This window comes from Amaricoccus sp. (genome assembly GCF_017993425.1).
In the GTDB taxonomy this organism is placed as follows: domain Bacteria; phylum Pseudomonadota; class Alphaproteobacteria; order Rhodobacterales; family Rhodobacteraceae; genus Amaricoccus.
The window spans coordinates 16805-39420 of sequence record NZ_JAGOMQ010000017.1 but is presented as its reverse complement, the minus strand read 5'-3'; the positions used below and the strand labels follow the sequence as shown (position 1 = coordinate 39420).

General features: G+C 72.5%; 25 protein-coding genes. 12 read left to right on the top strand and 13 right to left on the bottom strand.

Features of this window, described 5'->3' with window-relative positions:
• Window positions 1-69: 69 nt before the first annotated feature.
• On the bottom strand, window positions 70-1254 hold the full coding sequence (locus tag KBB57_RS09940) for an RsmB/NOP family class I SAM-dependent RNA methyltransferase (protein WP_290749343.1): 1185 nt from the start codon (window positions 1252-1254) through the stop codon (window positions 70-72).
• 279 nt (window positions 1255-1533) lie between these two features.
• Between KBB57_RS09940 and KBB57_RS09935 the strand changes: the two genes are divergently transcribed.
• Complete coding sequence (locus KBB57_RS09935; RefSeq protein WP_290749341.1) at window positions 1534-2424, top strand: cation diffusion facilitator family transporter; 891 nt, start codon at window positions 1534-1536, stop codon at window positions 2422-2424.
• 67 nt (window positions 2425-2491) lie between these two features.
• Window positions 2492-2635, top strand: a complete 144-nt coding sequence (locus KBB57_RS09930) for an entericidin A/B family lipoprotein (protein ID WP_290749339.1) — start codon at window positions 2492-2494, stop codon at window positions 2633-2635.
• Window positions 2636-2692: 57 nt separating this feature from the next.
• Here KBB57_RS09930 and KBB57_RS09925 read toward each other — a convergent pair whose 3' ends face one another.
• The 6 genes from KBB57_RS09925 to KBB57_RS09900 form a co-directional block, all read right to left on the bottom strand.
• Window positions 2693-3514, bottom strand: coding sequence for a VPLPA-CTERM sorting domain-containing protein (locus KBB57_RS09925; protein ID WP_290749337.1), 822 nt, complete (start codon window positions 3512-3514; stop codon window positions 2693-2695).
• A 215-nt stretch (window positions 3515-3729) separates the two neighbouring features.
• The gene (locus KBB57_RS09920; RefSeq protein WP_290749335.1) at window positions 3730-4245 is read right to left on the bottom strand and encodes a CarD family transcriptional regulator; all 516 of its coding nucleotides are present in this window, start codon (window positions 4243-4245) and stop codon (window positions 3730-3732) included.
• Window positions 4246-4523: 278 nt separating this feature from the next.
• Window positions 4524-4862 carry a ferredoxin FdxA gene (gene fdxA / locus KBB57_RS09915; protein WP_290749333.1) on the bottom strand — a complete coding sequence of 113 codons (339 nt, stop codon included), beginning with the start codon at window positions 4860-4862 and terminating at the stop codon, window positions 4524-4526.
• A gap of 81 nt (window positions 4863-4943) precedes the next feature.
• Entirely contained in the window at window positions 4944-5240 is a 297-nt protein-coding gene (locus KBB57_RS09910) for an RNA-binding S4 domain-containing protein (protein WP_290749331.1), read from the bottom strand.
• A 9-nt stretch (window positions 5241-5249) separates the two neighbouring features.
• A complete protein-coding gene (locus tag KBB57_RS09905) occupies window positions 5250-8468 on the bottom strand; it encodes a helicase-related protein (RefSeq protein WP_290749329.1) in 3219 nt (1072 codons plus the stop codon).
• A gap of 125 nt (window positions 8469-8593) precedes the next feature.
• Window positions 8594-9187 carry a hypothetical protein gene (locus KBB57_RS09900; RefSeq protein ID WP_290749327.1) on the bottom strand — a complete coding sequence of 198 codons (594 nt, stop codon included), beginning with the start codon at window positions 9185-9187 and terminating at the stop codon, window positions 8594-8596.
• A gap of 66 nt (window positions 9188-9253) precedes the next feature.
• On the opposite strand from KBB57_RS09900, the gene KBB57_RS09895 reads away from it, so the two are divergent.
• Window positions 9254-9544: an SCP2 sterol-binding domain-containing protein gene (locus KBB57_RS09895; protein ID WP_290749325.1), complete on the top strand. Its 291-nt coding sequence runs from the start codon at window positions 9254-9256 to the stop codon at window positions 9542-9544.
• Window positions 9541-10491: an alpha/beta fold hydrolase gene (locus tag KBB57_RS09890; RefSeq protein WP_290749323.1), complete on the top strand. Its 951-nt coding sequence runs from the start codon at window positions 9541-9543 to the stop codon at window positions 10489-10491. The genes KBB57_RS09895 and KBB57_RS09890 overlap by 4 nt, the downstream gene beginning before the upstream one ends.
• A gap of 280 nt (window positions 10492-10771) precedes the next feature.
• Here KBB57_RS09890 and hisN read toward each other — a convergent pair whose 3' ends face one another.
• The 3 genes from hisN to typA form a co-directional block, all read right to left on the bottom strand.
• Window positions 10772-11572, bottom strand: coding sequence for a histidinol-phosphatase (hisN, locus tag KBB57_RS09885; RefSeq protein ID WP_290749321.1), 801 nt, complete (start codon window positions 11570-11572; stop codon window positions 10772-10774).
• 67 nt (window positions 11573-11639) lie between these two features.
• Window positions 11640-12011 (bottom strand): helix-turn-helix transcriptional regulator, encoded by a 372-nt coding sequence (locus KBB57_RS09880; RefSeq protein WP_290749318.1) that lies wholly within the window; start codon window positions 12009-12011, stop codon window positions 11640-11642.
• 221 nt (window positions 12012-12232) lie between these two features.
• Window positions 12233-14053 (bottom strand): translational GTPase TypA, encoded by a 1821-nt coding sequence (gene typA, locus KBB57_RS09875; RefSeq protein WP_290749315.1) that lies wholly within the window; start codon window positions 14051-14053, stop codon window positions 12233-12235.
• 207 nt (window positions 14054-14260) lie between these two features.
• On the opposite strand from typA, the gene dacB reads away from it, so the two are divergent.
• Window positions 14261-15703, top strand: a complete 1443-nt coding sequence (gene dacB / locus KBB57_RS09870; protein WP_290749311.1) for a D-alanyl-D-alanine carboxypeptidase/D-alanyl-D-alanine-endopeptidase — start codon at window positions 14261-14263, stop codon at window positions 15701-15703.
• Window positions 15700-16137, top strand: a complete 438-nt coding sequence (locus KBB57_RS09865) for a nuclear transport factor 2 family protein (protein ID WP_290749308.1) — start codon at window positions 15700-15702, stop codon at window positions 16135-16137. The genes dacB and KBB57_RS09865 overlap by 4 nt, the downstream gene beginning before the upstream one ends.
• Window positions 16138-16151: 14 nt before the next feature.
• Here the strand turns inward: KBB57_RS09865 and KBB57_RS09860 are convergent, their stop codons facing one another.
• Complete coding sequence (locus KBB57_RS09860) at window positions 16152-16622, bottom strand: tellurite resistance TerB family protein (RefSeq protein WP_290749306.1); 471 nt, start codon at window positions 16620-16622, stop codon at window positions 16152-16154.
• A 371-nt stretch (window positions 16623-16993) separates the two neighbouring features.
• Between KBB57_RS09860 and lspA the strand changes: the two genes are divergently transcribed.
• Complete coding sequence (gene lspA, locus KBB57_RS09855; RefSeq protein WP_290749304.1) at window positions 16994-17488, top strand: signal peptidase II; 495 nt, start codon at window positions 16994-16996, stop codon at window positions 17486-17488.
• A gap of 32 nt (window positions 17489-17520) precedes the next feature.
• The gene (locus tag KBB57_RS09850; RefSeq protein ID WP_290749302.1) at window positions 17521-18060 is read left to right on the top strand and encodes a DUF3035 domain-containing protein; all 540 of its coding nucleotides are present in this window, start codon (window positions 17521-17523) and stop codon (window positions 18058-18060) included.
• Between the two features lie 77 nt (window positions 18061-18137).
• Here the strand turns inward: KBB57_RS09850 and KBB57_RS09845 are convergent, their stop codons facing one another.
• On the bottom strand, window positions 18138-18548 hold the full coding sequence (locus KBB57_RS09845) for a DUF3775 domain-containing protein (RefSeq protein WP_290749300.1): 411 nt from the start codon (window positions 18546-18548) through the stop codon (window positions 18138-18140).
• Window positions 18549-18661: 113 nt separating this feature from the next.
• Here KBB57_RS09845 and fumC point away from each other — a divergent pair, with 113 nt between their 5' ends.
• From fumC to KBB57_RS09825, 4 genes are all read left to right on the top strand, one after another.
• Entirely contained in the window at window positions 18662-20056 is a 1395-nt protein-coding gene (gene fumC, locus KBB57_RS09840; protein ID WP_290749297.1) for a class II fumarate hydratase, read from the top strand.
• 453 nt (window positions 20057-20509) lie between these two features.
• Window positions 20510-21349, top strand: coding sequence for a neutral zinc metallopeptidase (locus KBB57_RS09835; protein ID WP_290749295.1), 840 nt, complete (start codon window positions 20510-20512; stop codon window positions 21347-21349).
• Window positions 21346-21522, top strand: a complete 177-nt coding sequence (locus KBB57_RS09830) for a DUF4169 family protein (protein ID WP_290749293.1) — start codon at window positions 21346-21348, stop codon at window positions 21520-21522. Before KBB57_RS09835 ends, KBB57_RS09830 begins: the two co-directional genes overlap by 4 nt.
• Window positions 21519-21746, top strand: a complete 228-nt coding sequence (locus KBB57_RS09825; RefSeq protein ID WP_290749291.1) for a ribbon-helix-helix domain-containing protein — start codon at window positions 21519-21521, stop codon at window positions 21744-21746. The genes KBB57_RS09830 and KBB57_RS09825 overlap by 4 nt, the downstream gene beginning before the upstream one ends.
• A gap of 3 nt (window positions 21747-21749) precedes the next feature.
• Here KBB57_RS09825 and KBB57_RS09820 read toward each other — a convergent pair whose 3' ends face one another.
• Window positions 21750-22502 (bottom strand): cytochrome c biogenesis CcdA family protein, encoded by a 753-nt coding sequence (locus KBB57_RS09820; RefSeq protein ID WP_290749289.1) that lies wholly within the window; start codon window positions 22500-22502, stop codon window positions 21750-21752.
• Between the last annotated feature and the right edge of the window lie 114 nt (window positions 22503-22616).

The window sequence follows — 22616 nt, the reverse complement described above, 5'->3', positions numbered from 1 at the left end:
CTAGCCGATTCCGGCCAACTCAACCATAGGTAATGTTCAGTGCGGGTGAAACCGGCGGCGGTTGTGCGCTCACGGCGCCCGGAAGCGCGCCACGAAGAACCCGTCGCCGCCGTCGAGCGGGCTCAGCCGCCGCGTCCCCTCGGCCTTCCAGCCCGGGTGGCGCGCCGCGAACGCCGCCGCCCGCGCCTCGTTCTCCACCGCGAGCAGCGAGCAGGTCGCATAGACCAGCGCGCCCCCCGGCTTCACCACCCGCGCGGCGCCGTCGAGGATGCCGTCCTGCAGCGGCGGATAGGACGCAAGCTCCGCCTCGGTCAGCCGCCACTTCCCCTCCGGCTTGCGCCGCCACGCCCCGGTCCCCGAGCAGGGCGCGTCCACCAGCACGAGATCGCAGACCGGTCCCAGCCGCGCCAACCCGGCCGGCTCCAGCACCTGCACCACCGCGCCGGCGCGCCGCGCCCGCTCCGGCAGATCGGCCATCCGCCGCGGATTGGCGTCCCAGGCGAGCAGCCGCCCCTCGCCCCGCATCGCCGCGGCCAGCGCCAGCGTCTTGCCGCCCCCGCCCGCGCAATAGTCGAGCGCCACCATCCCCGGCCGCGCCCCGGCCAGCGCGGCGACGAGCTGGCTCGACACGTCCTGCAGCTCGACCATGCCCTGCGTATAGGCCCGGCTCGACGCCACGGCGCGCGGGTTCTCCACCACCCGGAGCGCGTTCGGCGCGAGCGGCTGCGCCTCGGCCGACACGCCGTCGCGCGCGAGCGCCACCAGCGCCGCGCCGACGTTCGTCTTCAGCGTGTTCACCCGCAAATCCACCGGCGCCCGCGCCTGCATCGCCGCCAGCACGGGCTCGAAATCCGCCCCCAGCGAGGCCCGCAGGCTGGCGTCGAGGAAGTCCGGATAATCGAGCCGGACCGGATCCGGCGCGCCCGCCGGCGGCGCGGCCAGCCGCGCCCGCTCCTCCGCGGTCAGCGGCGCGGGATCGTGCCCCTCGCCGGTGCAGAGCGCCTCGAGATCCACCCCCTCGGCGGCCTGCTGCGCCAGCAGGATCGCCCGCCCGGTCTCCGCCCCGCCCGCCCAGGCCAGCGAGCGCCGCCGGCGGATCGCGTCGTAGACGAGATCGCGCACCGCCGCGCGGTCCTTCGAGCCCGCGAACCGGCTCGCCCGCGCCCAGCGCGTCAGCGCCCGCTCGGCGGGCTCGCCGGCGAGGGTCGCGTCGAAGAGCTCGATCGCGGCGGAGAGGCGGGCGGCGGGGGTCATCGCGGCGGCTTCTGCCCGGAAAACCCCGCCCCTGGCAACCCATGCCTGCGCCACGCCGCCCGCCGGCGGATCCCCGCAGCCGCCGCCGGCCGGGCCGACGGGCCAATCCCTTGGAATCAGCTTGAAATCCCGGGAGCGCCGCCCGCCGCCACGGATCCCCCGCCGCGCGCAGGCCGCTGCGCCTGCGAATGAGAACTGTTTGCAATGTTTTCAATCGGTTGCGCGCATACCCCCGGGATGCTAAGCCGCAGGCCGCGACGCGGACCGGAGGGGCGCGAGATGGACCTGACCCTGCGCCTCGGCATCGGCAGCATCGTGGTGAGCCTCGCCACGCTGGGGCTCAAGTACCTGGCCTTCGCCATCACCGGCTCGATCGCGCTCTACTCGGACGCGCTCGAGAGCCTCGTCAACGTGGCGACCGCCGTCGCGACGCTCCTCGCCGTCCGCCTCTCGCTCCAGCCGGCCGATTCCAACCACCCCTACGGCCACCACAAGGTCGAGTACTTCAGCGCGGTCTTCGCCGGCGTGCTCATCGTCGTCGCGGCGCTGATGATCCTGCGCGAGGCCTGGGGCGGCTTCCTCGCGCCGCGGATGCCGGATGCGCCGTTCAAGGGCGTGGCGATCAGCCTCGTCGCCACGGCGGTCAACGCCACGTGGGCCTTCCTGCTCATCCGGCTCGGCGGCCGGCGGCGCTCGCCGGCGCTGGTCGCCGACGGGCGGCACCTCGCCGCCGACGTGGTGACCTCGGTCGGGGTGGTCGCGGGCATCGTGCTCGCGGCGTTGACCGGCTGGGCGATCCTCGACCCGGCCCTCGCCGCCGCGGTGGCGCTCAACATCCTCTGGTCGGGCTGGACGGTGATCCGCGATTCGCTCGGCGGCCTGATGGACGCCGCCGTCCCCGACGAGACGCTGGCGGCGATCCGCGCGGTCATCTCGGCCGAGGCCGAGGGCGCGCTGGAGGCCCACGACGTGCGCACCCGCCAGGCCGGCAGCGCGGTCTTCGTCGAGTTCCACCTCGTGGTCCCCGCCGAGATGACCGTCGCCGAATCGCACGCGATCTGCGACCGCATCGAGGCGGCGCTGCGCCGCGACATCGCCGGCGTCCGGCCGGTCATCCATGTCGAGCCCGACTTCAAGGCGAAGCACAACGGCGGCGTGCCCGTGCTCTGACCGGCAGGAACCGGCCGCGCCGGCCGGCGTTTCACCCGGGAAAACCTGTGGTTCGGGAGAACGAGAAATGCGCGCCTTCACAACCCTCCTCCTCGCCGGGCTCCTCGGCCTCCTCGCCGCCTGCAACACGATGAGCGGCGTCGGCCAGGATCTGAAGTCGGGCGGCGAGGCGATCAGCGACACCGCCGACGACGCACAGGCCAAGATGTAGCGCGCGCCGGCAGTCAGAACCGGAGGCGGCGAAGCCTCTTCCCGGCAGGTCCGAGGGTCAGCCGCCGCAGCTCGAACGCCGCAGCCGGCGGCGGAAGACGCCGAACGTCGCCACTCCGCCCATGAGCAGCCATCCGCCGGCAGGCAGCGGCACCGGCGCCGGGGTCGCTCTCGTCATGAACTCCGGATCTTCGAAGGCGATCGCAACGCCGTCGCTCGCCCAGACGGAGGCGCGCCCCTTCATCCCCAGCGCGCCCCACGCCCCGGGGCCGAGAATCGTATCGCCCCCGACGACCCAGTCGAAGCGATCCCCGTCGGCGACGTCCATGACGACCTCGACGTAGGATTTGAGCAAACCCGACGTCGGCTCGGCCGTCGACTCGAACCATGGCTCGAACACGAACTCGTCCTGCCTGACGATCATGCCTTGCTGGTCGACGATCTGCACCAGGGCGTTGGAAAAGAAGCCGGGCGTCGCGGCGGCCGGCGCGGGCTTCACGTCCCACTTGTAGCGGAAGTCGAGCCGATACCGAACCTGACCGCTGCCCGCAAAGGTCAGGGTCGAGCCAAAGCCGCCGCCGCCGCTGACCTCTCCCGGCGCGGCGTCGCTCGCGTCCTTCGAGATCGACGAGCCGAACCTGCCGGTTTCCGCATTCGCGAAGGCGCCCGAGGCGATACCGACCCCGTCCGCCACGACGCCCACCGCGGTCGCACGGGACCGGCCTTCGTTGATCGTGTCGAAGGTCAACTGGAAGTCGGATTCGGAGACCGGGCCGCCGGCCGTCAAGACATCCACGAAGGACCCGGCCGAGACGAAGCTTGTCGCATGGGCCGGCTCGTATGCGAAGCACAGGGTGAGCGCAGCAAATACGGCACGCATTCTCCATCCCCCGAATAGCCCGTCCCGGGCGCAGGTTCCCCGCAACGTGATCGCCAGGTAATCAGCAGCCGAACTTCGTCGCCACGTTATCACGGTTTCGTGTGATTCCAACGGGGGATCCGCGTGTCTCCCTCCAGATCGCGAGCCGCGCGCGGCGGGCATGAAAAAACCGCCGACCCGAGGGCCGGCGGTCGTGTTCCGTCGTCAGGGAACGATCAGGCGGCGGCGCGGCCGCCGAGGACCTCGTCGACGCGCTGCTGCGCCTTGACCTCCTCGATGCCGTCCACCGCGGCGACCTCGCGGGTCAGCCGCTCCAGCGCCGCCTCGTAGAGCTGCCGCTCGGAATAGCTCTGCTCGCGCTGGTCGTCGTTGCGGTGCAGGTCGCGCACCACCTCGGCGATCGAGATGAGATCCCCCGAGTTGATCTTCTGCTCGTATTCCTGCGCCCGGCGCGACCACATCGCGCGCTTGACCCGGGCGCGGCCCTTCAGCGTCTCCATCGCCTTGCCGACGATGTCGGCCGAGGAGAGCGGGCGCATACCGACGGTAGCGGCCTTGGCGATCGGAACGCGCAGGGTCATCTTGTCCTTCTCGAACGAGATCACGAACATCTCCAGCCGGATGCCGGCGACGTCCTGCTCGTCGATCGAGATGATTCGGCCGACGCCGTGCGCCGGGTAGACGACGAAATCGTTCGGACGGAACTCCGAAGGCTTCTTCACCTTGCTCATATTGCGCGTCGCTTCCTTCTGACCGCGCCGAGGTTGCTCGTTCGACGCTCTGCTGCGCACTTACCGGTCGGCCGCCTCGGCGGCGCGTCGCACTCGGTCGTGGCTTGGGCGTTCTGTTGTCAGGCCAGCTTTCTCAGTCGGCCATAGACCCCGGTCCATTCGTGGACCTTGTGCATAGCACAAAAATGCGCCGGATGGAAGGAATAACCGGATCCGGCTCCCGCGGGGAAACGTTTCCGCGAGCGCCCGTCCCGGCCGGGGACGGGCCTGCGGCGGCCTCAGCCGCCCTCGCCGGCGGCCTCGGAGAAGTACTTCTCGAGCTTGCCGCCCTCGCCGTCGCGCTCCGTGGCCTCGGGAAGCGGGTCGCGGCGGCTGGCAAGAACCGGCCACATCTCGGAATACTTCCGGTTGAACTCGACCCATTTCTCCATGTCGGGCTCGGTGTCCGGCCGGATGGCGTCCGCCGGGCATTCCGGCTCGCACACGCCGCAATCGATGCATTCGTCCGGGTGGATGACGAGCATGTTCTCGCCCTCGTAGAAGCAGTCGACCGGGCACACCTCGACGCAGTCGGTATACTTGCAGGCGATGCAGTTCTCGGTGACGACATAGGTCATCGCGCGACCCCCGAACGTGTTCTCGGTACCGCGAAGCCTGTCACGCTTCACGGGGGCTATGTATCAGCCCGCCGGGCGGGTTCAAGGCCCCGGCGCGGCGCCTTTTGACGCGGAGCCGACCTCGTCGTAGAGAAGCCGCGCCTCCTCGGCCGGTCCCCGTCGCGTCCCGAGCCCTCGCACCCGCAGCACGCGCACCGCGTCGCCCTGGGGAAAGCTCAGCCCGTCGCCGACGCGGACCGGGTGGGCAGGCTTCAGCACCCGCGCGCCATTGACCCGCACCGCCCCGCCGGCGACGAGCCGCGCCGCCACGCCGCGCGTCTTGCAGAACCGCGCCTGGAACAGCCACGTGTCGAGGCGGATCGACGGCCCCGGCTGCATGCCGCCCGGTCAGCCCCGGAGCTTCAGCGCCATCAGCGCGGCGAAGGGGTTGTCCGGGTCGATCGGCTTCTCCGGCCTGGGCGGGCGCGCCGCCGCGGCGGGCTTCGGCCCCCGCTCGCGCTCGCCGCCCTCGTCGGGGCGGCCCTTGCCGCCGCGCTTCTTGCGCTCCTCCTCGTCGCGCCGCGGCGGCCGCGCGTTGCGCTCGCCCTCGCGCCGCTTCGGCCCGCGCGGCCCCTCGCCGTCGCGCGCCTTCTGCCCCTCGCCGCCGCCGCGCCGCTCGCCGCCATGCGGCCGCTCCGGCCGCCGCCGCGGCGCCCGCACGAAGGTGTAGAACGCCTCCGTCTCCCCGCCCTCGCCCGCCGCGTCGCCCTCTCCGGCCCCGACCGCCGCCGGCGCCGCCTCCGCGCCCTCGCCCGCCGCCGGCCCCTCCGGGACCGCCGCCCCGGCCTCCTCGGCAGCAACCTCGACCGCCGGCACGTCGCCCGCGACCTCCGCCGCTTCCTCGGGCTCCACCGTTTCCGCAGCCTCGACCGCCACGTCGCCCTCTCCAGCCCCGACCGCGGCCTGCCCCTCCGGGACCACCGCCTCGGCCTCCTCGGCATCAACCTCGACCGCCGGCACGTCGCCCGCGACCTCGCCCGCCGCCGCCTCGGGCTCCACTGCTTCCGCAGCCTCGACCGCCGCCTCTTCGGGCTCCTCGGCCACCGACTCAGCCGCCGCCGCCTCGGCCTCAGCCGGCCCGGCCGCTCCCGCGGCCTCCGCCTCCACCACCGGCCCGGAGGCCGGCTCCGCCGCCGCGCCCGCATCGGCCGCCGCGTCAGGCGGCACGGCCGCCTCGGGCGCAGGGCGGCGCTTCGGCCGCACGCCCGGGGTCGCCACGTAGCCCAGCCCCTGCATCAGCTTCGCGAACTGGTCGAGCCCGAGCCCGGTGATCGACAGCATCTCCGGCGTCGCCTCGAACCCGGCCCGTGGGTCGAAGGCCCGGATCAGGTCTGCCAGCCGCTCCAGCATGTCGATGCGGACCGCCCGGTCGCCGGCCAGCCGATACCCCGCCAGCGGATAATACCCCGCCGGCGCCCCCGGCAGCGCCGGAACCGTGACGAGCCCCGGCGGCGGCGGCGACGGGATCTCGTCCAAGCCCTCCTTCAACCCCCAGAGCACCAGCCTCAGCCGCGTCGGCGCCGGCTTCAGCATCAGCGGCTGGAAGAGCGTGTGCTGCCCGAACCGCACCCCGTGCTTCCTCAGGCTCGACCGCCCGTCCTGGTCGAGCGCCTTCACGTCGTCGGCCACCGCCGGCCGCGGCAGCACGCCCATCCCCTCGACCAGCCGGAACGCGATCCCCCGCGCCATCCCGGTCAGCGCCTCGTCGTCGCGCATCGCGATCAGCGGCGCAAAGAGCGCGGCCACCTTGCGGTCGATCCAGTGCCCGAGCCGCCGCCGCACCTTCTCGGCGATCTCCGGAGCCGCGTCCTCGTCGACGAAGGGCGTCACCTGCGGCGACAGCGCATCCGCGCCCGCCACGAGCCGCCCCACGGCATGCTCGCCCCACATCAGCCCGCCCTGCTCGGTCACGTCGATCTCGGGATCGGGGGCGTTATAGAACCGGTCCGCCCGCAGCGACAGCGCCGGCGCCAGCGCCGCCACCCCGGCCGCCCGCAACGTCTTCGCCGCGTCGGGGTCGGCCGCGGGATCCAGCCGGAACCGGAAGCCGTCGAGACGACCGATGAACTGGTCGTCGATCGTGACCTCGCCGTTGTCGGACACCTTCGCCACCAGCGTCTCCCTCTGCTTCAGCCGGCGCATCAGCACCGACGTGCGCCTGTCCACGAACCGCTGCGTCAACCGCGCATGCAGCGCGTCGGACAGGCGGTCTTCTACCGCACGGGTCTCCCCCCGCCAATGGTCCGCGTCGTCCACCCAGCCGCGGCGCTGCGCCACATAGGTCCAGGTGCGGATGAAGGCCAGTCGCTTCGACAGCGCGTCGATGTCGCCCTCGGTCCGGTCGATGCGGGTGATCTGCCCGGCGAGCCAGTCCGTCGGAACCCGCCCGCCGCCGTGCAGGAACCCGTGCAGCCGCGCGCAGAGCCGCGCATGCTCCGACGCCGACACCTTGCGGAAGTCCGGCAGCTGGCACACGTCCCAGAGCAGCCGCACGTCGCGGGCGTCGCGCACCTTGCCGGCGACGTCGCCCACCTCCATCAGCGCCTTCAGCGTCGCCACGTCGTCCGCTTCGCGCGCCCGCGCGAGGTCGGGATGCTCCGAGGGCGCCTCGAGGCTCGCCACCAGCGCCTCCGTCGAGCCGAAGTCGAGCCGCGAGCTCCGCCACTGCAACCGCCGGAGCGGCGGGAAGCGGTGGCTCTCGATCGCCTCCACCACCTCCGGGTCGAGCGGCTCCGCCTCGCCGGTCACCCCGAAGGTCCCGTCCGCGGTGTAGCGCCCCGCCCGCCCGGCGATCTGCGCCAGCTCGGCCGGCGCCAGCGCCCGGTGCCGCCGCCCGTCGAACTTCACCGTCCCGGCGAAGGCGACATGGGCGATGTCGAGGTTGAGCCCCATCCCGATGGCGTCCGTCGCCACCAGATGGTCGACGTCGCCGTTCTGGTAGAGCGCCACCTGCGCGTTGCGCGTCCGCGGGCTGAGCGCCCCCATCACCACCGCCGCGCCGCCCTTCTGCCGCCGGATCAGCTCGGCGATCGCATAGACGTCCTCGGCCGAGAACCCGACCACCGCGCTCCGCGGCGGCATCCGGCTGAGCTTGCGCGGGCCTGTCCAGCTCAGCTTCGAGAACCGCTCGCGCCGCAGGAACTGCGCCCCCGGCGCGAGGCTGCCGATCCGGCCGCGCATCGTGTCCGACCCGAGGAACAGCGTCTCCGACAGTCCCCGCGCGTTCAGCAGCCGGTCGGTGAACACATGCCCCCTGTCCGGGTCGCCGCAGAGCTGGATCTCGTCCACCGCGAGGAACTCCGGCAGGATGTCCACCGGCATCGCCTCGACGGTGCAGACCCAGTAGGCCGCCCGCGCCGGCACGATGCGCTCCTCGCCGGTGACGAGCGCCACCACCGACGGCCCGCGCAGCTCGACCAGCCGGTCGTAGACCTCGCGCGCGAGCAGCCGCAGCGGCAGGCCGATGACGCCGGTGCGATGCGCCAGCATCCGCTCGATCGCGTAATGCGTCTTGCCGGTGTTGGTCGGCCCGAGCATCGCCGTGACCCGGGCGGGCGTGTCCAGCATTCGTCTTCCTCTCGAACCGGCGGGCCTGGAGCAATGTCCAACCGGACGGAATCGTCCGGTGATTAAGACATTGCGCAATTCAAGACTCTAGAGCGGACGGCCCGGGTGCGCCGGGGCCGTCCGCTCTAGAGCTCGGTCGCGCCCGTCTCGCGCTCGAGACGCTTCCGCGTCTCCTGCAAACTCGGACGGTTGGGGTTGATGGCAAGGGCGGCGCGCGTCGCGTCGAGCGCGAGCTCCGGCTGCTCCATCGCCTCGAAGATGGCGGCGAGCCCTTCCAGGGCCCCGAAATGCCGCGGGTTGAGCGCCAACGTCCGCTCGATGTCGGCGAGCGACAGCGAATACTCGTCCATGTAGAAGAACGCCGTCGCCCGCGCGTTCCAGGCCTCGGCGAAGCTCGGCGCGTGGTCGATCAGCGCGCTGAAATGCTCGACCGCGGCGCCGTAGTCCTCGGCCTGCATCGCCTCCTCGCCGCGGCGGAGCAGCAGGTCCATCGCCGGCGAGCCCGATTGCGACCACAGCCGCTGGATCTCGGTCTCGATGCTCGACCAGTCCTCGCGGCCCGGCTCGGCCAGCTCGGCGAGGAGCACGTCGAGCTTCTCGGCCCGCTCGGCCGCCTGCGACTGGGCGAGGGCGGCCGGCGGCGCGGCGAGGGCGCCCGCGAGAAAGGCCGCGACCAGACTGGCCGGAATGGACCGGGACCGCTTTTTTAACCCGCGCATGCCGACTAGATTAGGCATCGCCCGGAGAAATGCGAGGGGCTGCGCCCCGCCAAGCGGAGAAAAGCCATGAGCGATGTCATCGAGGGCGCGGTCGCGGCGCTGAACGCGAAGCTCGGCGGCGAGGGCCTCGACGGCTCCGTCAAGTTCGTCTTCGAGGACGAGGGCGCGCTGATCCTCGACGCCGACGGCGCCCGCGCCGGCGACGAGGAGGCCGACTGCACGCTGACCGCCGACGTCGACACCTTCCGCGCGCTCCTCGACGGCGAGCTCGACCCCACCGCCGCCTTCATGAGCGGCCGCCTCAAGGTCGACGGCGACATGGGGCTGGCGATGAGGCTCGGCAGCATCCTGGCATGAGCGAGCCCGCGCCGTTCTATTCCGATGTCGCCGACGCGCCGGAAGGCGCGCGGGCGTTCTGGATGAATGCAGCCGACGGGACGCGGCTCCGCGCCGCCGTCTGGCCTGGCGGCGAGGCCGGCACGGCCGTCGTCTTTCCCGGCCGCACCGAGTTCGTCGAGAAGTACGGCCGCGTCGCAGGCCGGCTCGTCGAGCGCGGCCTCTCCGTCGCGGTGATCGACTGGCGCGGGCAGGGCCTCTCGCAGCGCCACCCGCTCACGCCGCATCTCGGCCATGTCGAGGATTTCCGCCGCTACCAGGACGACGTCGAAGCGCTCCTCGCCCACCCGGAGGTCGCCGCGCTCCCCGGGCCCCGGCACATGATCGCGCATTCCATGGGCGCCTGCATCGGCCTGCGCACCCTGCTCGAGCGCTCCGAGTTCGCCACCGCGATCTTCTCCGCGCCGATGTGGCACCTGCAGATGCGCGCCGCGACCCGCGAGCTGACCGCCAAGATGACCCGGCTCGCCAGCGCCTTCGGCCTCGGCCTGCGCCTGACGCCCGGGGCGAGCCCGCGCCCGACCGCGCTCTCCGTCGCCTTCGAGGCCAACGCGCTCACCTCCGATCCCGAGCATTTCGCCTGGTGCGTCGCCCAGATCACCGCCCATCCCGAGCTGTCGCTCGGCGGCCCCAACGTGCAATGGACCCGCGCCGCGCTCGAGGAGATGGCCCGCCTCTACGTCGCGCCGCTGCCGAGCCTGCCGGTCCTCACCTTCCTCGGCTCCGAGGAGCGCGTGGTCTCGGCGAGCGTCATCCGCACCCAGATGCGCGCCATGCGCGCCGGCCGCCTCGTCGAGCTCGACGGCGCCCGCCACGAGATCTTCATGGAGCGCCCCGAGATCCTGGCCGCCGTCTGGGACGAGATCGACGCCTTCCTCCCCACCCCCGCCGCCCGCCGCACCGGCTGATCTCCCACCGCCGGATCGCCTCTCCCGATGCGGGACGCCGCCGCATCCGTGCCGCCGCCCCGATATCGAGGAGCGCCGAAACTGCCGAGGAACTGTCCGGAACGAGGGCGCCTCCGAAGCCATCCCGCCCGGCCGTCCGCCGCGATCGTCCGCGAAGCTGGCGCCGGGACGACGCCACCGCAGGCGGCTCTTCCGCGCAACAAAATTACCAACTTTTTATTCGTGATTAGTTTCAAAGACTTGACCATGTCCCACCGTGGGACGTTTGCCGCCGCGCCCCTCAGGCCCGGCTCAGCAGCTCCAGCGCCTCGGCATGGATCCTGCGATCCCCGGCCGCGAGCACCCTTCCGCCCCGGTGGGCCGGCCTCCCCTGCCAGTCGGTCACCACCCCCCCGGCCGCCTCGATCACCGCCTGCGGCCCCTGCACGTCATAGGCGAAGAGCCCGGCCTCGATCACCAGGTCCACCTGCCCCAGCGCCACCAGCGCATAGGCGTAGCAGTCGAGCCCGTAGCGGGTCAGCCGCACCCGGTCGCGCACCGCCTCGAACCCCGCCCGCTCCGCCGGGGTCCCCACTTCCGGAAACGTCGAGAAAAGCACCGCGTCGCCGAGCCCCCGGCACGCCCGCGTCTCCAGCGCCCGCTCCTTCCCGCCCCGCCGCAGCACGGCCCGGCCGAGCCCGCCCATGAAGCGCTCGCCGATATAGGGCTGGTCGACCACCCCCAGCACCGGCCCCGCGCCGGCGTCGAGGCCGATCAGCGTGCCCCAGCTCGGGACGCCGCTCAGGAAGGCCCTTGTCCCGTCGATCGGGTCGAGCACCCAGGTCAGCCCGGAGGTCCCCTCCGTCGGCCCGAACTCCTCGCCCAGCACCCCGTCCTGCGGCCTCGCCGCCCGGAGATGCGCCCGCATCGCCGCCTCCGCGGCCCGGTCCGCCTCGGTCACCGGGTCGAACCGCCCGACGCCCTTGTCCTCGACCGCCAGCCCCCGGCTCCGGAACAGCGGCAACGAGTGCTCCGCCGCAATATCGGCAAGCGCCTCGGCCGTGCGCCACAACTCCGCGGTGAGATCGTCTGAAAAATTCATGCGCTCGCCTGCCGGACGGCCCTCGCGGCCATCCGGCCCGCAGCGATCAGTTTGCGCCCCGCGCCCCTCAGGCCACGTCGCTCAGCACGCGGGCAAGGTCGAACAGCCGCCGCCGCTGCGCCTCGGGGATCGAGTAGTACGACCGCACCAGCTCCAGCGCCTCCTTGTCCGCCAGCAGGTCCCCCCGCTGCGCCTCGGCGGCCGCCGGCGCCTCGGCCTCGCCGTCGAAGCCCTCGAAGAAGAAGCTGATCGACACGTCCAGCGCCTGCGCGATGTCCCAAAGCCGGGAGGCGGAGATGCGGTTCATCCCCGTCTCGTACTTCTGGATCTGCTGGAACTTGATGCCCACGATGTCGCCGAGCTGCTGCTGGGTCATCCCCACCATCCAGCGCCGGTGCCGGACCCGCTTGCCTACATGCACGTCGACCGGGTGTCTCATCGGAAAGCTCCATGTCCGCATTCTGTCGCTGCCTTACCCGATGCATGTTTCGTGCCAACTTTCGCACGTCACGCGATGGGCGTCCCGCGAGTTCAATCTGAGGTTTTCCGAGCGGCGGAAGCTGCCGATCGAAACAACCTGAGGGCGAATAACAGGGGCCGTCCCAAACCGCAAACACAACCCTGCCGTGAATTGCAAAACTCTTTCGCAAAATGCAAACGTCAGGAGGCGGCCTGCCGCGACTGGCGCTTGCGCTCGTGCGGATCGAGAAATCGCTTGCGCAGGCGGATGCTGGCGGGCGTCACCTCGACCAGCTCGTCGTCCTCGATATAGGCGATCGCCTGCTCGAGGCTCATCCGCACCGGGGGGGTCAGGACGACGGCCTCGTCCTTGCCGGCGGCGCGGATGTTGGTGAGCTTCTTGCCCTTGAGCGGGTTCACCTCGAGGTCGTTGTCGCGGCTGTGCTCGCCGAGGATCATGCCCTGGTAGACCGGCTCGCCCGAGCCGATGAAGAACCGCCCGCGGTCCTCGAGGTTGAAGATCGCGTAGGCGACGGAGACGCCGTCCTCGATCGAGATCAGCACGCCGTTGCGGCGGCCCGGGATGGCGCCGCGGTAGGCGGACCAGCCGTGGAACACCCGGTTGAGCACGCCGGTGCCGCGGGTGTCGGTCAGGAACTCGCCGTGGTAGCCGATCAGGCCCCGCGAGGGCACGTGGGCGACGATCCGGGTCTTGCCGCCGGCGCCGGTGCGCATCTCGACGAGGTCGCCCTTGCGCTGGCTGAGCTTGTCCACCACCACGCCGGAGAATTCCTCGTCGACGTCGACGGTCACCTCCTCCATCGGCTCCAGCCGCTCGCCCCCCTCCTCGCGGAAGAGCACGCGGGGGCGGGAGATCGACAGCTCGAAGCCCTCGCGGCGCATGTTCTCGATCAGCACGCCGAGCTGGAGCTCGCCGCGGCCCGCCACCTCGAAGGCGTCGCCGTCGGGGGAATCCGTCACGCGGATCGCCACGTTGGACTCGGCCTCGCGCAGGAGCCGGTCGCGGATGACGCGGGACTGCACCTTGTCGCCCTCGCGGCCGGCGAGCGGGCTGTCGTTGATGCCGAAGGTGACAGAGATCGTCGGCGGGTCGATCGGCTGGGCGGGCAGCGGGTCGGCGACGGCGAAGTCGGCGATGGTGTCGGCGACCGTCGCCTTCGACATGCCGGAGAGGCTGACGATGTCGCCGGCCTCGGCGGCGTCGATGGGCTGGCGGGCGAGGCCGCGGAAGGCGAGGACCCTGGAGACGCGGAACCGCTCCACCTCCGCGCCGTCGCGGGAGAGCGCGCGGACCATCTGCCCGGCCTTCACCGTGCCGGTCTCGATCCGGCCCGTCAGCAGCCGGCCGAGGTAGGGGTCGGCGGAGAGCGTGGTGGCGAGCATCGAGAAGGGCTCGGTGGCATGGGCGAGCTGCTTCGGGGCCGGCACGTGGTCGAGGATCATCCGGTAGAGCGCGGTCAGATCCTTGCGCGGCCCGTCGAGCTCCGCGTCGGCCCAGCCGGCCCGCCCCGAGGCGTAGAGCACCGGGAAGTCGAGCTGGTGCTCGTCGGCGTCGAGGGTGACGAAGAGGTCGAACACCTCGTTCAGCGCCCGGTCCGGCTCGGCGTCGGGCCGGTCGACCTTGTTGAGGAGCACGATCGGCCGCAACCCGAGACGGAGCGCCTTGGCGGTGACGAACTTCGTCTGCGGCATCGGGCCTTCGGCCGCGTCGACCAGCAGCAGCACCCCGTCGACCATGCCGAGGATGCGCTCCACCTCGCCGCCGAAGTCGGCGTGGCCGGGGGTGTCGACGATGTTGATGCGGTGGCCCTCCCAGTCGACCGAGGTCGCCTTGGCGAGGATGGTGATGCCGCGCTCGCGCTCGAGGTCATTCGAGTCGAGCGCCCGCTCGACGGTGGCCTGGTTCTCGCGGAACGCCCCCGACTGCTTGAGCAGCGCGTCGACGAGCGTGGTCTTGCCATGGTCGACATGCGCGATGATCGCGATGTTGCGGATATCCATCGGGGCTTCCTGGGAACGGGTCGCCCGGCCTTTAGAGGCGCGCGGCGGGAAAGGCAACGCCGCGGCGGGCCGCTGGCCGAGCGCCACAACTTGTGACACAGCTCAAGTATTTGATATTGAAATAGAAAAAACTTGCCCACAGATTCATCCACAGGCGAAACGGGCCGAGACTGGATCGCGGCCGGACCTTGCGGCATAGTCCTGCCCATGCGCGCCCTGCCTCCGCCCGGCCTCCGTCTCACCCGCCGCGCCGCCCTCGGGGGGATGGCCGCCGCGGCTTTGTGCCGACCGGCGCGGGCGGTGACGGCGCCGGAGGCGCTCGACGCCATCCTGTCGCGCTCGAAGCTCGGGCCGGTGACCGGCTTCGCCATCGCCGACGCCGGGAGCGGCGCGGTGATCGAGGCGTGGCAGGCCGGTCAGGCGCGGCCGCCGGCCTCGACGATCAAGGTGCTGACCGCGCTCTACGCGCTCGACCGGCTGGGGCCGGGGCATCGCTTCGCGACGCGGCTCGCGGCGCTGGGGCCCGTCGCGGGAGGGCGGCTCGACGGCGATCTCGCGCTGGTCGGCGGGGCCGATCCGCTCCTCGACACCGACGCGCTCGGCGACATGGCCGCCGCGGCGCGGGCGGCGCTCTCGGAGGTGACGGGCCGGCTCCTCGCCGTCGCCGCGCCGCCGCCGGAGCTCGCGGAGATCGAGGCGGGCCAGCCGGCGGCCGCGGCCTACAATCCGGCGATCTCCGGGCTGAACCTCAACTTCAACCGGGTGTTCCTCGCCTGGGAGCCGGGCAAGGCGGGGCCGGCGCTGCGGCTGAGCGCGCCGGGGAACCGCTTCGAGGCCACGTTCCCCTCGATCGCCGCGGAGGTCGGCGGGGCCGGGCCGCCGCGGCTCGTGCTGGAGGCGGAGCGCGAGGTCTGGGCCTTCGCGCCCGGGAGCGTGGCGGGCCGCGGCTCGATCTGGCTGCCGGTGCGGGCGCCGGCGCGCTATGCCGGGGAGGCGTTCCGGTCGCTGGCCGCGCAGGCGGGGCTGGCGCTGCCGGCGCCCGAGGTCGGCGCCGCGCCGGCGGCCGGCGAGACGCTGGCGCGGCGCGAGAGCGCGCCGCTCGGGGAGATGCTGGTCGACATGCTGAAATACTCGACCAACCTGACGGCCGAGGTGGTCGGCCTCGCGGCGACGCGGGCGGCGGGCGGCGACGCGAGCGGGCTCGCGGCCTCGGCGGCGGCGATGGCGGCATGGGCGCGGGCGCGCTACGGGCTCGACGGGCTGGCGCTCGCCAACCATTCCGGGCTGACGGCGCGCTCGACGATCGCGCCGGAGGCGATGGCGCGGCTCCTCGTCGCCGCCACGCCGGCCGGCCTGCCGGCGATGCTGAAGGAGCGGCCGCTGCACGACGCCGAGGGCAAGCCGGCGGAGACGCCGGGGGTAAGGGTGGTGGCGAAGACCGGGACGCTCGACTTCGTCTCGGCGCTCGCCGGCTATATCGAGGGGCCGGGGGAGCGGCGACGGGCGTTCGCGATCCTCGCCGCCGACCTCGAGGCGCGGGCGGCGATCCCGCCGGAGGCGCTGGCCGACCCGCCGGGCAGCGACGCCTTCGCCCGCCGCGCCCGGGCGCAGGAGCAGGCGCTGCTCCGGCGCTGGATCGCGCTCGGATGATCCGGGCGGCGCTGGCGCTCGCCGTCGCCGCGTCGGCGGCCCGGGCGGACGTGGCCTCCGACGAGGCGGCGATCCGCATGCGCCTCGAGGGCTGGGCGGCCGCCTTCAACGCGCGCGATGCGGACACGGTCTGCGATCTCTTCGCGGACGATCTCGTCTCCGTGGTCGAGGGCGCGCCCGACGCCGGCAAGGCGGCGGTCTGCGCGCGGCTGGCCGCCGCGCTGGCGCGCGAGGGCGTCCGCCTCGCCTATGCGGTCGACATCCACGAGGTGCTGGTCCTGGACGGGCACGCGATCGTGCGGCTCGACTGGACGCTGACCGCCGAGGCGGCGAGCGCTACCGAGACGAGCCTCGAGCGCGGGCTCGACGTGTTCCGGCGCGATCCCGACGGCGCCTGGCGGATCATCCGCTTCATCGCGTTCGACGGGCCCTGAGGCCCGCCCCTCCGTCAGCCGGCGCCCGGAAGCTCCGTCGGCAGGCGGCGGTGGCGGGCGGCGGAGCCCTTCTCGATGGCGGCGGCGTGCAGGCGGTCGATGCGCAGCTCGTGGCGGACCTCGAGCAGGAACTGCAGCTCGGCCTGGAAGGCGTGGCCGTCGGCGGCGGCGACGTCGCAGGCGAGCGCGTAGGCGGTGTCGTAGAGCTCCTCCGGCAGCGCGTCGCGCACGAGGCCGAAGAGCGCGTCGAGGCCGTCCTCCTCGGTCAGGAGGTCGAACACGGTCTGGCTGACGGTGCGCAGCCGGTCGCGGTCGTAGCCGCCGAAGACCGGCAGGGTGTCGACCATGCGGGCGATCGACAGGAGCTCGTTCGTCGTCATGTTCTCGTCGGAGGCGGAGGCCCCGACCATGATGGCGACGAGCGCGTCCTGCGCCGAGAACGAGGCGAGCAGCGGGTCGGCGGGGTTCAGCGCGGTCTCGGACATGGCGCCCGGTATATGGGCCGGCGGGGAGCGCGGCAAGGGCGGCGCCCGCGGCGGCGGCGGCGAGCCCCGCGGAAGTCGCCGGACGGGCTCCTGCCGCGCCGCTTTCCCCTTCTTTCCTCTTCCTTCTTCCCCTGACCTATCGTGTAGGTTCCCCCGCCCATGGGAAGGGGGGGTGGGGATAACGGCGCGCAACGGCGCGCAGGGGCCCCGCCCGCGCTTGCGCGGGTGGGGAGACCGACTCCGGAGCGCAAAGGCGCTCCGACGATCCCGGGGGGCGCCCTCCGGCCCCGGGTGATCGCCCGGGGCGGGGTTGTGGCCGGTCGGGCGGGGGGCTAGGGTCGCGCCGGCACGAGCGAGCGGAGCCCGGCGCCTTGATCCTCACCCCGAGCCTCGTCCGGACGCTTGGCGTCGCCGCCGCCGTCCTCGGCGTCGACCGCGCGAGCAAGCTCTGGGTCGTCGAGGGGCTCGGCCTCGCGGAGCGCGGGCGGATCGCCGTGGCGGACCCGTACCTCAACCTCACCATGGCGTGGAACCGCGGGGTGAACTTCGGGCTCCTCGACTTCGGCGACGGCGGACGGGCCTGGCTGGTCGGGCTGGCGCTGGTCATCGTGGCGGCGCTCGCGGCCTGGGCGCGGCGCGACCGGGGCTGGCCGGCGGCGATCGGGGCGGGCGCGGTGATCGGCGGCGCGCTCGGCAACGTCTGGGACCGGCTGCACTGGGGCGCGGTCGCGGATTTCCTCAACATGAGCTGCTGCGGGATCGACAATCCCTTCGCCTTCAACGTCGCCGACGCGGCGATCTTCGTCGGCGTGGTCCTGCTCATCCTCTTCCCCGGAGACGGCGCGCGGGGGCGCGAGAGGGCGTGACGGCGGCCGCGATCCGGGCTAGAAGCGCCGCGATGATCCGGATCGGTCGAGAGAGGCGGTGGCGGAGGATCGCCGGCGCGGCAGCGCTGGCGGCGACGGCCTGCGCGCTCTCCGCCTGCCAGGGGGGCGGCCTCGCCGGCGCGCTGCGCAGCGCCGGGGTGGGGTCGAGCCCCGACGAGTTCCTGGTGCTGCCGACGAAGCCGCTGGAGATGCCGACCAACCTCGCGGCGCTGCCGGCGCCGACGCCGGGGGCGGCGAACCTCGTCGACCCCAATCCCGACATCGAGGCCGTGGCGGCGCTGACCGGGCGCGAGCAGCCGGCGGGGACGGCGAGCGCGGCGGCGCTGGTGGCGCGGGCCGGGCCGGTCGATCCGCAGATCCGCGCGCGGCTCGCCGTCGAGGACGCGACCTACCGCGACGAGAACCGCGGCCTGCTGCTGGAGCGCTGGGCGCACAAGGATTCGCCCGACTGGTCGATCTACGAGGACATGCGCCTCGACGCGGACGCGCAGTTCGTCCTGCTGCGCGACCACGGCGTGCGGGTCCCGGCCGCGCCGCCGCGGGTGGACTGAAGCGCGTCCGCGGAGAACGCCCCCGGCGTCCGTAGCGGAGACGCCTCCGGCGTCAGTAGCTGGAGACGCCTCCGGCGTCAGTACTCGCCCGTCTCCATCAGGTCGGAGCCGTCGAAGAGCTTGTCGACGCCCTCGTCGAGGTAGTCGGCGACGTGCGGGTGGGCGAGCAGGTAGTCGGCGGCGTCGCCCTCGGCCCGGTCGACCGCCATCGCCAGCGCCTCGGCCCATTCCTCGGCCTCGAAGTCGCCGCGGCCGATCCACATCAGCGCGACGAGCTCGGCCTGCTGGTCGGGCTCGAGGTCGTCGACCTGCGCCTCGATCTCGGCGCGGGTCAGGTTGTCGGGCGATTCCTGCAGCGTGGCGGTGCGCTCGTCGTCCGAGGGGTTCGAGCCGGAATCGGGCGAGACCATCTCCTCCTGCGCCATCAGCGCGCGCAGCTTCAGGATCAGGCTGCGCAGGAATTCCGGGCTGAGGGTGATCTCGTCCATGGCCTCCCGCCATCGTCGCTCGCGGCCCGCAGGATGCGACGGGCCGGCAGGCATGGCAAGGGCCGGCCGAGGGCGCTAGAAGGGCCGCGCAGCGAGTCCAGCGAGGATGAGAGATGACGGCGACACGCACCGAGACCGACAGCTTCGGCCCGCTCGAGGTTCCCTCGGACCGCTACTGGGGCGCGCAGACCCAGCGGTCGATCCAGAACTTCCCGATCGGCTGGGAGCATCAGCCGGTGGCGATGCGCCGGGCGCTCGGCGTCATCAAGCAGGCCGCCGCCGAGGTGAACATGGAGCTCGGCGACCTCGACCCGACGATCGGCCGCGCGATCGTCGCCGCCGCCGCCGAGGTGGTCGCCGGCACGTGGGACGACCACTTCCCGCTCGTCGTCTGGCAGACCGGCTCGGGCACCCAGTCGAACATGAACGCCAACGAGGTGATCTCGAACCGGGCCATCGAGATGCTGGGCGGCGTCATGGGCTCGAAGAAGCCCGTCCACCCCAACGACCACGTCAACATGGGCCAGTCGTCGAACGACACCTATCCGACGGCGATGCACATCGCCACCGCCATCACCGCCCGCGACGTGACGCTGCCCGGCCTGCAGAAGCTCCACGCCGCGCTGGTCGAGAAGGCCGAGGCCTTCGCCCACATCATCAAGATCGGCCGCACCCATACCCAGGACGCGACGCCGCTGACGCTGGGGCAGGAGTTCGGCGGCTACGCCTTCCAGGTCGAGCAGGGCATCAAGCGCGTCACGGCGGCGCTCCACAACATCTACCCGCTGGCGCAGGGCGGCACCGCGGTCGGCACCGGGCTCAACACCCGCAAGGTCTTCGCCGAGAGGATCGCCGCCAAGATCGCCGAGCTGACCGGGCTGCCCTTCGTCACCGCCCCGAACAAGTTCGAGGCGCTGGCCGCCAACGACGCCATGGTGGAGATGTCGGGGGCGATCCGCGTCGTCGCGGTCAGCCTCTTCAAGATCGCCAACGACATCCGCCTCCTCGGCTCCGGCCCGCGCTCCGGCCTCGGCGAGTTGATCCTGCCGGAGAACGAGCCCGGCTCCTCGATCATGCCGGGCAAGGTCAACCCGACCCAGGCCGAGGCGCTGACCATGGCCTGCGCCCAGGTGATGGGCAACGACGCCGCCGTAGGCTTCGCCGGCTCCCAGGGCCATTTCGAGCTCAACGTCTACAAGCCGATGATCGTCTACAACGTGCTGCAGGCGATGCAGCTGATGGGCGACGCGGCCGCCTCCTTCACCGACAACTGCGTCGTCGGCATCCAGGCGGACGAGGAGCGCATCGGCGAGCTGATGGCGCAGAGCCTGATGCTCGTCACCGCGCTCGCGCCGACGATCGGCTACGACAACGCCACCAAGGTGGCCAAGACCGCGCACAAGAACCGCACGACGCTGAAGGAGGAGGCGATCCGCCTCGGCTTCGTCGACGAGGCGACCTTCGACCGCGTGGTCCGGCCCGAGGACATGGTCCACCCCAACGACTGACGCGGGGTCCTGAGCCTTCCGAGCGGCAAGGTCCTTCCCGCGACGGCGCCCGCCGGGAGACATGCGCATGTCTCCCGGCTCGGCGCGGAGTGGATGGGGCGGGGACGGCGCAACCTCAAAGCGAGTCGAACGGCGCTGCGAAATGCGGCGCTGATAAAGATGCAATGGTTTTCACCGTTCATATTCAAAATATTTCGAAATATATTTGCGCGCAAATCTCGAACAGCCGGGCGCTCGCCGATTTTCGGTGAGAAGCCGCCAACGCGACGAAGATTTTGCAGCGCCTCTCCGGATCACGGCGACACCCCCCCACGCCCGCCGATCCCGCGGTCAAATCGACCCTGCCAGCCGGCGCGCCCGGCACGACGCGATCCGGCGTGACATCCGCGCCGGACCTCCCATACTTCCCCCAAAGGGGGCCGGAGCGACCGGTCCCGGCAGGGGAGGCGCGGGATGGACTGGCGCGGACGGCGCATGAGCACCAACGTCGAGGACCGCCGCGGCCGCGGCGGCATGGTGCGGACGGGCGGCATCGGCGGGCTCGGGCTGATCGTCGTCCTGCTCATCGGCGTGTTCTTCGGCGTGGACGTGACCCCGTTCCTCGGCGGCGGCTCGGTGAGCACCGAAGCGCCGGCCGGGCCGAACGAGATCGGCGACGACAACGAGGCCTTCGTCGCCACGGTGCTCGCCGGCACCGAGGACGTCTGGGGGCCGATCTTCCAGCAATCGGGGCTCACCTACACCGAGCCGCGGCTGGTGCTCTACAGCGGAGTGACGCGCTCGGCCTGCGGCGGCGCCAACGCGGCGATGGGGCCGTTCTACTGCCCGAACGACCAGACCGTGTATCTCGACATGGACTTCTTCCGCGTGCTCGACCAGCAGATGGGCGCGGGCGGCGAGTTCGCCGCCGCCTACGTGATCGCCCACGAGGTCGGCCACCACGTGCAGAACGAGCTCGGCACGCTCGGGCAGGTCCATCAGGCGCGCAGCCGGATGAGCGAGCGGGATTCGAACGCGCTCTCCGTCCGCACCGAGCTGCAGGCGGACTGCTACGCGGGGATGTGGGCGCGCGGCGCGCAGGACATCTTCAACGTCGGCCGGCAGGACGTGGCCGAGGCGATGAACGCCGCCGCGCGGATCGGCGACGACGCGCTGCAGAAGGCGAGCCGGGGCGTGGCGGTGCCGGACAGCTTCACCCACGGCTCCTCGGAGCAGCGGCAGACCTGGTTCTACCGCGGCTACGAGACCGGCGACCCGGGCCAGTGCGACACCTTCAAGGCGCGGGCGCTGTGAGCGGGGTCGTCAACCTGCGCACGGCGCGCAAGCAGCGCAAGCGGGCGGCCGAGCGGGCCGACGCGGCGGTGAAGGCGGCCGCCTCGGGCGAGAGCCGCGCCGAGCGCGAGCGCCGCGAGGCGGAGGCGGCGCTCGCGGCCCGCCGGCTCGACCAGAGCCGGCGGGAGGAGTGAGCGGCCGCCCGGAGAAACGCTCGCTCACGCTGCACGGCCACCGAACCTCGGTCAGCCTCGAGGCGGCGTTCTGGGAGGCTTTCCGCGCCATGGCGGCGGCCGAGGGCAAGCCGCTGAACGCCCTCGCCGCCGAGATCGACGCCGCCCGCAACCCGGAGACCGGCCTCGCCTCGGCGATCCGGGTGCGCGTGCTCGCCTGGGCGCTGTCGCAGCCGGCGGAATAGCGCTCAGCCGATGCGGGCGAGCGCGGGGAAGGTCTCGAGCAGCCAGAACGACAGGTCGGTGAAGGCGCCGGTCAGCATCATCACGCCGACGACGAGGAGAAGCGCCCCCATGGCGCGCTCGATCAGGCGCATGTGCCGGCGCATCCCGGCGAGGAGGCCGGCCGCCTGGCGCAGGAACAGGGCGACGAGCAGGAAGGGCACGCCGAGCCCGACGGCGTAGACGCCCATCAGCAGCATCCCCCGCTCGACGGAGGCCTCCTGCGCGGCCAGCGACAGGATCGCCCCGAGCACCGGCCCGATGCAGGGCGTCCAGCCGAAGGCGAAGGCGAGGCCGAGGACATAGGCCCCGAAGGCGCTGCCGTTCGCCGGCGGCGCGTCGAGCCGGGCCTCGCGGTAGAGGAGCGGGATGCGCAACACGCCGAGGAAGTGCAGGCCGAAGAGCACGATCACCGCGCCGGCGAGCATCGCCATCTCGCGCTGCCAGGCGAGCAGCGCGCGCCCGAGGCTCGAGGCGGCGAGGCCGAGGAGCAGGAACACCGTGGAGAGGCCGAGCACGAAGAAGACGGCGGTGCGCATCACCCGACGGTCGGCCTCGCGCCCGGCGGCGAGGTCGTCGAGCGAGGCGCCGGCCATGTAGGCGAGATAGGGCGGCACGATCGGCAGCACGCAGGGCGACAGGAACGACAGGAGCCCGGCGACGCCCGCGACGAGCAGCGCGGGGGCGAGCGAGGCGTCCCAGAGATCGATGCCGAACATGTGCCCCCGCGTTTTGCCGCGACCCTAGCCGAGGCGCGCGCGCGCGTCACCGCCGCCACACGTCACATTGGCGTGGACAGCGGCGGCCGGGCCGCGTAGCCGGCGGCGATGGAC

Excerpts from the sequence above, each read along its gene's own strand:
- KBB57_RS09940 (WP_290749343.1), bottom strand. The coding sequence starts at position 1,254 with ATGACCCCCGCCGCCCGCCTCTCCGCCGCGATCGAGCTCTTCGACGCG.
- KBB57_RS09935 (WP_290749341.1), top strand. The coding sequence starts at position 1,534 with ATGGACCTGACCCTGCGCCTCGGCATCGGCAGCATCGTGGTGAGCCTC.
- KBB57_RS09930 (WP_290749339.1), top strand. The coding sequence starts at position 2,492 with ATGCGCGCCTTCACAACCCTCCTCCTCGCCGGGCTCCTCGGCCTCCTC.
- KBB57_RS09925 (WP_290749337.1), bottom strand. The coding sequence starts at position 3,514 with ATGCGTGCCGTATTTGCTGCGCTCACCCTGTGCTTCGCATACGAGCCG.
- KBB57_RS09920 (WP_290749335.1), bottom strand. The coding sequence starts at position 4,245 with ATGAGCAAGGTGAAGAAGCCTTCGGAGTTCCGTCCGAACGATTTCGTC.
- fdxA (WP_290749333.1), bottom strand. The coding sequence starts at position 4,862 with ATGACCTATGTCGTCACCGAGAACTGCATCGCCTGCAAGTATACCGAC.
- KBB57_RS09910 (WP_290749331.1), bottom strand. The coding sequence starts at position 5,240 with ATGCAGCCGGGGCCGTCGATCCGCCTCGACACGTGGCTGTTCCAGGCG.
- KBB57_RS09905 (WP_290749329.1), bottom strand. The coding sequence starts at position 8,468 with ATGCTGGACACGCCCGCCCGGGTCACGGCGATGCTCGGGCCGACCAAC.
- KBB57_RS09900 (WP_290749327.1), bottom strand. The coding sequence starts at position 9,187 with ATGCGCGGGTTAAAAAAGCGGTCCCGGTCCATTCCGGCCAGTCTGGTC.
- KBB57_RS09895 (WP_290749325.1), top strand. The coding sequence starts at position 9,254 with ATGAGCGATGTCATCGAGGGCGCGGTCGCGGCGCTGAACGCGAAGCTC.
- KBB57_RS09890 (WP_290749323.1), top strand. The coding sequence starts at position 9,541 with ATGAGCGAGCCCGCGCCGTTCTATTCCGATGTCGCCGACGCGCCGGAA.
- hisN (WP_290749321.1), bottom strand. The coding sequence starts at position 11,572 with ATGAATTTTTCAGACGATCTCACCGCGGAGTTGTGGCGCACGGCCGAG.
- KBB57_RS09880 (WP_290749318.1), bottom strand. The coding sequence starts at position 12,011 with ATGAGACACCCGGTCGACGTGCATGTAGGCAAGCGGGTCCGGCACCGG.
- typA (WP_290749315.1), bottom strand. The coding sequence starts at position 14,053 with ATGGATATCCGCAACATCGCGATCATCGCGCATGTCGACCATGGCAAG.
- dacB (WP_290749311.1), top strand. The coding sequence starts at position 14,261 with ATGCGCGCCCTGCCTCCGCCCGGCCTCCGTCTCACCCGCCGCGCCGCC.
- KBB57_RS09865 (WP_290749308.1), top strand. The coding sequence starts at position 15,700 with ATGATCCGGGCGGCGCTGGCGCTCGCCGTCGCCGCGTCGGCGGCCCGG.
- KBB57_RS09860 (WP_290749306.1), bottom strand. The coding sequence starts at position 16,622 with ATGTCCGAGACCGCGCTGAACCCCGCCGACCCGCTGCTCGCCTCGTTC.
- KBB57_RS09850 (WP_290749302.1), top strand. The coding sequence starts at position 17,521 with ATGATCCGGATCGGTCGAGAGAGGCGGTGGCGGAGGATCGCCGGCGCG.
- KBB57_RS09845 (WP_290749300.1), bottom strand. The coding sequence starts at position 18,548 with ATGGACGAGATCACCCTCAGCCCGGAATTCCTGCGCAGCCTGATCCTG.
- fumC (WP_290749297.1), top strand. The coding sequence starts at position 18,662 with ATGACGGCGACACGCACCGAGACCGACAGCTTCGGCCCGCTCGAGGTT.
- KBB57_RS09835 (WP_290749295.1), top strand. The coding sequence starts at position 20,510 with ATGGACTGGCGCGGACGGCGCATGAGCACCAACGTCGAGGACCGCCGC.
- KBB57_RS09820 (WP_290749289.1), bottom strand. The coding sequence starts at position 22,502 with ATGTTCGGCATCGATCTCTGGGACGCCTCGCTCGCCCCCGCGCTGCTC.